The sequence below is a fragment of the uncultured Allobosea sp. genome, assembly GCF_945957345.1.
In the GTDB taxonomy this organism is placed as follows: Bacteria; Pseudomonadota; Alphaproteobacteria; order Rhizobiales; family Beijerinckiaceae; genus Allobosea.
In genome coordinates, this window is the sequence record NZ_CAMFKW010000054.1 from 22,648 (window position 1) to 30,415 (window position 7,768).

Below are 7,768 nucleotides of genomic sequence, written 5' to 3' on the forward strand. Positions count from 1 at the left end.
GATGGTCCTCCGATCAGGTTGAAGCCATCATTCCGTGAAATTGCGCTTTGCAAAATCCGGAAAAAATGACGATCACTTGTTCTCTGTCGAGAATAATCCTGTTTTCGAGCACGATGCCGTTTATGCTCTCAATGGTTGTATTGCGGCCGCGGTAAACGCATAATGACGTAACGGCAGAGTCTTTCGCGTCAAAATGTGCAGATAGGCACGACTTCCATAAATCGATTTCAGTAATTCGTAAGCTCCGGCCGCCAACGCTTCCAGGGTCGAATGCGGCAATCCGGCTCTGGATGAGACAGATGATGAAAATCGGCTCCCTGCCTGGGATGTTCAGGCGCTTCGGCGAGGATCGGCGCGGCAACGTGGCGATGATGTTCGGGCTCGCGCTGGTTCCGCTGCTGGGCGTGATGGGCGTCGCCATCGACTATTCCCGCGCCAGCAATGCCCGCCAGGCCCTCAATTCGGCAATCGACTCGGCGGCGCTGATGGCGGCGCGTGACGCCCAGAAGTTGACGGACGCGCAGGTGATCGCCCGCGTCAACGCCTGGATCAGCGACAACCTGCCTGCCGACGTGAAAGGCCAATATACCGGTGCCACCGTGACGATCGATCGCACGGCGCGGACGATCAAGATCGACGCTGCCGCCAGCGTGCCGACGACGATCTCCAACATTCTCGGCAAGACCGCGCTGCCGGTCGGCAGCAGCAGCCAGTCGACCTGGGGAACCAACACGATCGAGCTCGCGCTGGTGCTCGATAATACCGGGTCGATGTCGCAGAACGGCAAGATGGCCGCACTGAAGCAGGCTTCGCTCGATCTCGTCCAGATCATGAAGGACGCCACCCAGTCGACAGACCAGATCAGGATATCGATCGTTCCGTTCTCGACCCGCGTGATCCTCGACACCAGCTTGAAGGATTCCTCATGGCTGCGCTGGGACCAGACGCAGACGACGCAGAGCTGCAGCAGTCGTTGGCCATATGCCTGTACGACAACGGTCACTCCGATCACCAAGTCCACTTGGCAGGGTTGTGTGACGGATCGCGATAAATCCTATGACGTCACTGATGACACGCCCAGTGGCAGCAATGCGATGATGTATCCGGCTGATTTCTGCGACATGTATTCGCCGTCCTCGCAGGCGAAGGTTCTGGGATTGACCAGCAACTGGACGACCCTGAACAACCAGATCAATTCGATGCAGCCGACCGGCGCGACCAACATCACGATCGGCGCAATCTGGGGCATGGCGACGCTGAGCCCGAATGCCCCCTTCACCGAAGCGAAGCCGGCAACAACGCCCCAGCTCAAGAAGTACATGATCCTGCTGACCGACGGTGATAACACAAAAAATCGTTGGGATGGAAATGGTTCGGATTCCAGCCCAGCCGTCGATGCGCGGACAACGCTCGCCTGCACCAACATCAAAGCAGCGGGGGTCAATGTCTACACTATCCGTGTCATGGACGGTAACGCGACGTTGCTGAAGAATTGCGCCTCCAGTTCGAGCATGTATTACGAGGTGACGGCCGCTTCGCAGCTCAGCCCGATCTTCAAGCAGATCGCCGGTGAGATCAGCTCGGTGCGTTTGACGCAGTAATCCCGGCCCCGCCGAGGGCAGCGAAGCGCGCCAGAAAGCGCGTCTGCGCCGCCTCGGTCTCGAGCGGATCGAGCCAGGCCAGAACTTCGGCCGGCAGCGCCTGCGGCCGGCCGAAGAATTTCAGGGCTTCCTCCCGGCCGAAGCCGGCGAGACGCGTGGCCTCGAAGAAGGCAGCGATGGTGTCGGCCTCCTTGATCTTCCGCTTGAGGGCGGCAGGCGTCGCGGCCGGCAGGCCGAGGCGCAGGTGGATCGCCGCCAGCAGGCGCAGTTCCACGCTCTTGTAGGCGTCGCCCATCACCACCTTGAACGGCGAGATCATGTCGCCGATGACGTATTCCGGCGCGTCGTGCAGCAGCGCCATCAGGCGCCAGTCGTCACCCCATTCCGGATTGAGATGGGCGGCGATCGCCTCGACCAGCAGGGAGTGCTGCGCGACCGAGAAGGAATGGGCGCCGCGCGTCTGCCCGTTCCAGCGGGCGACGCGGGCGAGGCCATGGGCGATGTCCTCGATCTCGATATCGAGCGGTGAGGGGTCGAGCAGGTCGAGCCGGCGCCCTGAGAGCATACGCTGCCAGGCGCGTGGCGGTTCGGGCTTACGGACCATCAGGCAGCGGGGCGCGAATCGCGGGCGAGCGCGGCGCATTCGCTCCAGCGGAAGCAGCCGGTGAGGTGGTCATTGACCAGCCCACAGGCCTCCATGAAGGCGTAGACGATGGTCGGGCCGCAGAAGGTGAAGCCGGCCTTCTTCAGCTCCTTCGAGACCGCCTCGGACACCTTGGTCTGGGTCGGCACTTCGCCCTGCGTCCGGTAGCTGTTCTGCAGCACGCGGCCGTCGAGATGCTTCCAGAGGAAATCGGCGAAGGGCTCGCGCTCGCTCAGCCTGAGATAGGCTTGCGCGCTCTTGATCGTGCCTTCGATCTTGCCACGATGGCGGATGATGCCGGGATCGGCGAGCAGGCGCTGGACATCAGCCTCGGTGAAGCGGGCGACTTCCTCGGGCTCGAAACCGGCGAAGCCGGCGCGGAAGGCGTCGCGCTTCCTGAGGATGGTGATCCAGGACAGACCGGCCTGGAAGCCATCGAGGATCAGCTTCTCCCAGAGCGCGCGGGAATCGTATTCCGGCACGCCCCATTCGGTGTCGTGATAGGCAATATAAAGCGGGTCGGTGCCCGGCCAGCGGCAGCGGAACTTGCCGTCCGCACCCTGGATCGCGATGCGCTCTTCGCTGGCGATGACGGCGTCGCTCATAGGGCAGCTCCTGCGGCGGCGCCGAAGCCCGCTTCGCCGGGGAAGGGGAAGCGGATGAAATCGGGCTTCTCCGCGAGATGGAAGGCGAGGCCGCCGCCGAGAGGTTCCGTGCCGGCGGCGAGCGCATCCGCCAGCCGGTCGAGCCGGAGCAGGGCGAGAGCCCGGCCGTTCGCTGCCGAGCCAATGGTGCCGAGCGGCTTGCCGCCGGCCGTCGCCTCGGCGCCGGTCTCGGTCGCGATGCCCTGATCGAAGACGATCGGCACGACGCGGGTGCGGGCCGTGCCGCGATGCTGCATGCGGGAGACAACTTCCTGCCCGATATAGCAGCCCTTCTTGAAAGAAACGCCGCCGAGCTGGTCGAGCAGCGCCTCGTGCGGGAAGGTGTCGCCATAGGCGAAGTCGCGCCCGCCGGCGGGGATGCCCAACGCGATGCGGCGGGCGTGATAGGCCTCCGGCTCGGCGGTGACGAGGGCCTCGATGCCCTCGCGATCGGCGATGGCACGCTGGCCAAGCACCGGCAGGCGCGGGTCGTCATAGACAAAACCGGCGTCAGTGGGCAGCGGCGCGCCATCGGCCGAGGCGAGCACGGCGCTCTTCTCGGTGAGATCCTCCAGCGCCACCTTGGCGCGCAGCTTGTAGAGCTTCAGGCGTTTCATCAGGTCGGCGGTCTGGAGCAGGGGCGTGTCGAGCAGGAAGCCACCGCCATCCTCCGGCGCCAGCGCGAGGATGAAAAAATCGCAGATCATCTTGCCTTGCGGCGTCAGCAGCGCGCCATAGCCTGCCTGCCCGGGCACGACCGGGTCGAGATCGTTGGTCACGAGGTTCTGCAGGAAGTCGCGCGCGTCATCGCCGCTGACGCGGATGACCCCGCGATCGATCAATCGGGTTGCGGACATGGGCAGCCGTTCCAGTTCTGATGTCGGGCCGAGGCTCGTCAGCCGAATGGGGATGAGGGCGCCACCCGAAAACTGTTTGGGCTTCCGGGACGGCGCGTTGGCCGATAGGTAGGCTGCATCCAGTCTTTGCTCAACCTCCCGGAGACACGCCATGCCCCAGACTTACGACGTCATCCTCAAGGGCGGCACGGTGGTGAACCAGGATGGCCGCGTCGCGCGCGATGTCGGCGTTACCGGCGGCAAGATCATGGCGCTCGGCGATCTCTCGCAGGCCTCGGCCGGCGAGACCGTCGATTGCACCGGCCTGCACATCCTGCCCGGCGTGATCGACTCGCAGGTGCATTTCCGCGAGCCGGGACTCGACCACAAGGAGGACCTGGAGAGCGGTTCGCGCTCGGCGGCGCTCGGCGGCGTGACCTGCGTCTTCGAGATGCCGAACACCATTCCGCAGACGACGACGCCGGAGGCTTTGGCCGACAAGATCAGCCGCGGGCGCCATCGCATGCATTGCGATTTCGCCTTCTGGGTCGGCGGCACGCATGAGAACGCGGCCGACGTTCCGGAACTGGAGCGGCTCCCGGGTGCGGCCGGCATCAAGGTGTTCATGGGCTCCTCGACCGGGGACCTGCTGGTCGAGGACGACAAGGGCGTCGCCGAGATCCTGAAGCGCACGCGCCGGCGCGCCGCCTTCCATTCCGAAGACGAGATGATGCTGCGCGAGCGGATGCCGTTGCGCGTCGAGGGCGATCCGTCGAGCCACCCGGTCTGGCGTTCACCCGAGGTGGCGCTGACCTGCACGAAGCGGCTGGTGCGGATCGCCCGCGAGACCGGCGCGCGCGTCCATATCCTGCATATCTCGACGGGCGAGGAGATGGTCTTCCTGAAGGACCATAAGGATGTCGCCACCGTCGAGGTGTTGCCGAACCACCTGACGCTGGTCGCGCCAGACTGCTACGAGCGGCTCGGCACTTACGCCCAGATGAACCCGCCGATCCGCGACGATAGCCACCGCCAGCGCATCTGGTGGGGCGTCGAGCAGGGTATCGTCGACGTGCTCGGCTCCGACCACGCGCCGCATACGCATGAGGAGAAACACCATCCCTATCCGGCGAGCCATTCCGGCATGCCGGGCGTGCAGACGCTGGTGCCGATCATGCTCGACCATGTGAATGCTGGCCGGTTGACGCTGGAACGCTTCGTCGATCTCAGCAGCGCCGGGCCGCAGCGCATCTTCGGGCTGGAAGGCAAGGGCCGGATCGCGGTGGGCTACGATGCCGATTTCACCATCGTCGATCTCAAGCGCCGCGAGACGATCACCAAGGAATGGAGCGCCTCGAAATGCGGCTGGACGCCTTATGACGGCGTCACCGTCACCGGCTGGCCGGTCGGCACCTTCGTGCGCGGGCTCAAGGTGATGTGGGAGGGCGAATTGACGACCCCCTCGCAGGGCGAGCCGGCCCGCTTCCTGGAGGCACTGCCGCGTAGCGCCTGAAACGGATCGGCGCCGCCTGCGTTCCGCTCTGGACGAGCGCGCGGGCGGCTCCGCAAAAAAATCGAAAAAAGATTTCCGGCGCTGTCGATTCCAGCCGCGCCCGTTCGACGTGCAGTCAGAGAACGGGTTTCGGCGGTCCGCGCCGGAGCTGCCCGGTTCTCCCAAACCCAAGGAGAAGACCGATGCGAGTGATGGTTCTGGTCAAGGCCAGCAAGGACAGCGAAGCCGGCGTGATGCCGGATCCGGAGGTCTTTGCGAAGATGGGCGTCTATAACGAGGAGCTGATCAAGGCCGGCATCCTGCTCGCGGCCGAGGGCCTGCAGCCGACCTCCAAGGGGCTGCGCATGCGCTTTTCCGGCAGCGAGCGGTCGATCACCGACGGCCCCTTCGCCGAGACCAAGGAGCTGCTCGCCGGTTTCTGGCTCTGGCAGGTGAAGTCCTTCGAGGAGGCGGTCGAGTGGCTGAAGCGCGCGCCTTTCGACGGGGGAACCGAGATCGAGCTCAGGCCCGTCTTCGAGATGGAGGATTTCGGAGAGCTGGTCACGCCGGAGCGGCGCGAGCGGAAGGATAACCTGCGCGCCGAATTCGAGAAGCGCTCCGGCTAAGCCGGCCGATATCCCAAATCCAATTCAGCGGACGGTGCGGGCTAAGCCCCCGTCTCTCACAGGAGAAAACCGATGCGTTTCATGGTGATGGTCAAGGCGACGAAGGACAGCGAAGCCGGCGCTCCGCCGACCCAGGAGCTGCTCGAGGCGATGATGGCCTATAATGAAGAGCTGGTGAAAGCCGGCATCATGAAGGGCGGCGACGGCTTGCAGCCCAGCTCGAAGGGCGCCCGCGTCCAGTTCGACGGCGCCAAGCGCGCTGTCGTCGACGGGCCTTTCGCCGAGACCAAGGAGCTGGTCGCCGGCTACTGGCTGTGGGAATGCGCGTCGCTCGACGAGGCGATCGCCTGGGTCAAGCGCTGCCCCAACCCGATGCCCGGCCCGTCCGAGATCGAGATCCGACCGCTGTTCGAGCTGGCCGATTTCGGCGAGATCGTCACGCCGGAGACCGCGGCGCAGTGGGACCGACTCAAGGCCGAGTCCGAGGGCCAGGGCTGAGCGATCGACCCGCTTGCCAGCCGATGGGCTGATGGTGTGTATCGCTTCCCATGTCGGGCAGCGATGCACACCGCACCATCGAGACGGTCTGGCGCATGGAGTCGCCGAAGCTGATCGCGGGCCTTGCGCGGCTGACGCGCGATGTCGGCCGGGCCGAGGAGCTGGCGCAGGACGCGCTGGTTGCGGCACTCAAACAGTGGCCCGAAGAGGGCGTTCCGCGCAATCCCGCGGCGTGGCTGATGCAGGTCGCCAAGCATCGCGCCGCCGACGCAGCCCGCCACGAGATCATGGCCCGGCGCAAGCAGGACGAGATCGGCCGCGATATCGACAATGAAGGGCCGGCGATGCCGGATATCGACGAGGCGCTCGACGACGAGGTGGGCGATGACCTGCTGCGCCTGATCTTCACCGCCTGCCATCCGGTGCTGCCCAAGGAGGCGCGGATCGCGTTGACGCTCAGGCTGCTCGGTGGGCTCACGACCGACGAGATCGCGCGGGCCTTCCTGGTGCCGGAGCCGACCATGGCGCAGCGCATCGTGCGGGCGAAGAAGACGCTGAGCGAAGCCCAGGTTCCCTATGAGGTCCCGGCCGGTGTCGAGCTCGGCCAGCGTCTCGCCTCGGTGCTGGAGGTCATCTATCTCATCTTCAACGAAGGCTATTCGGCCACGGCCGGCGAGGACTGGGTTCGGCCGGGCCTGTGCGAGGAGGCGCTGCGGCTCGGGCGCATCCTGGCGGCGCGGGCGCCTGGCGAGCCGGAGGTTCATGGCCTCGTCGCCTTGATGGAATTGCAGGCCTCGCGGCTCAGGGCGCGGGTCGGCCCCGATGGCGAGCCGATCCTGCTGCTCGACCAGAACCGCGCCCGCTGGGACCGTCTGCTGATCGGGCGCGGCCTTGCCGGGCTGGAACGGGCACAATTGCTCGCCGGCGCAGCGCCGGGACCTTATTTGTTGCAGGCCGCGCTCGCTGCCTGTCATGCCCGCGCCCGAACCGCCGAAGAGACCGACTGGAAGCGGATCGTCGCGCTCTACACCGTGCTCGGGCAGGTGACGCCGTCGCCGGTCGTCTCACTCAACCGCGCCGTGGCGGTCAGCATGGCGGAAGGGCCGGAAGCCGGGCTTGCCCTGGTCGAGGCTCTGGCCGGGGAGCCTGCGCTGAAACGTTACCACCTGCTGCCGGGCGTGCGCGGCGACCTGCTCGCCAAACTCGGCCGCCACCAGGAGGCGGCGGAGGCTTTCGAGGCCGCAGTCGTGCTCACGCAGAACGCCCGGGAGCGTGCGCTGATGCAAGAGCGGGCGGCGAAGGAGCGCGCTGCGCGCCTGTGAGGTCCGGCCTCGCGCCCTTGCTCAGGCGGCGCTTTCGGCTTCTTTGCCTTCGGGCGCGGCGATGCCCCTTCCGATATCGGCATAGGTGAAGCCCTTGGCGCGGACC

9 protein-coding genes are annotated in these 7,768 nt (G+C 65.8%); 5 read left to right on the forward strand and 4 right to left on the reverse strand.

The features are described 5' to 3' along the window. Positions 1-13: 13 nt before the first annotated feature. Complete coding sequence (locus Q0Q36_RS21200) at positions 14-421, reverse strand: hypothetical protein (protein ID WP_293801194.1); 408 nt, start codon at positions 419-421, stop codon at positions 14-16. Here Q0Q36_RS21200 and Q0Q36_RS21205 point away from each other — a divergent pair. Then, positions 408-1,601 carry a pilus assembly protein TadG-related protein gene (locus Q0Q36_RS21205; protein WP_293801196.1) on the forward strand — a complete coding sequence of 398 codons (1,194 nt, stop codon included), beginning with the start codon at positions 408-410 and terminating at the stop codon, positions 1,599-1,601. The two genes, Q0Q36_RS21200 and Q0Q36_RS21205, sit on opposite strands and share 14 nt — an antisense overlap. Here Q0Q36_RS21205 and Q0Q36_RS21210 read toward each other — a convergent pair. Genes Q0Q36_RS21210 through Q0Q36_RS21220 form a run of 3 tightly spaced genes read right to left on the reverse strand, consistent with a single transcriptional unit; the run spans position 1,576 to position 3,745 of the window. Then, entirely contained in the window at positions 1,576-2,205 is a 630-nt protein-coding gene (locus Q0Q36_RS21210; protein ID WP_293801198.1) for an HD family hydrolase, read from the reverse strand. The two genes, Q0Q36_RS21205 and Q0Q36_RS21210, sit on opposite strands and share 26 nt — an antisense overlap. Further along, a complete protein-coding gene (locus tag Q0Q36_RS21215; RefSeq protein WP_293801200.1) occupies positions 2,205-2,849 on the reverse strand; it encodes a DNA-3-methyladenine glycosylase I in 645 nt (214 codons plus the stop codon). The genes Q0Q36_RS21210 and Q0Q36_RS21215 overlap by 1 nt, the downstream gene beginning before the upstream one ends. Then, a complete protein-coding gene (locus Q0Q36_RS21220) occupies positions 2,846-3,745 on the reverse strand; it encodes a folate-binding protein (RefSeq protein WP_293801202.1) in 900 nt (299 codons plus the stop codon). The genes Q0Q36_RS21215 and Q0Q36_RS21220 overlap by 4 nt, the downstream gene beginning before the upstream one ends. 151 nt (positions 3,746-3,896) lie before the next feature. Between Q0Q36_RS21220 and Q0Q36_RS21225 the strand changes: the two genes are divergently transcribed. From Q0Q36_RS21225 to Q0Q36_RS21240, 4 genes are all read left to right on the forward strand, one after another. Then, positions 3,897-5,237, forward strand: a complete 1,341-nt coding sequence (locus Q0Q36_RS21225; protein ID WP_293801204.1) for a dihydroorotase — start codon at positions 3,897-3,899, stop codon at positions 5,235-5,237. 182 nt (positions 5,238-5,419) lie between these two features. Further along, positions 5,420-5,842, forward strand: a complete 423-nt coding sequence (locus tag Q0Q36_RS21230; protein WP_293801206.1) for a YciI family protein — start codon at positions 5,420-5,422, stop codon at positions 5,840-5,842. Positions 5,843-5,914: 72 nt separating this feature from the next. Further along, positions 5,915-6,340: a YciI family protein gene (locus Q0Q36_RS21235; protein ID WP_293801208.1), complete on the forward strand. Its 426-nt coding sequence runs from the start codon at positions 5,915-5,917 to the stop codon at positions 6,338-6,340. A 50-nt stretch (positions 6,341-6,390) separates the two neighbouring features. Beyond that, a complete protein-coding gene (locus Q0Q36_RS21240) occupies positions 6,391-7,662 on the forward strand; it encodes an RNA polymerase sigma factor (protein ID WP_293801210.1) in 1,272 nt (423 codons plus the stop codon). The last annotated feature ends 106 nt before the right edge of the window (positions 7,663-7,768 follow it).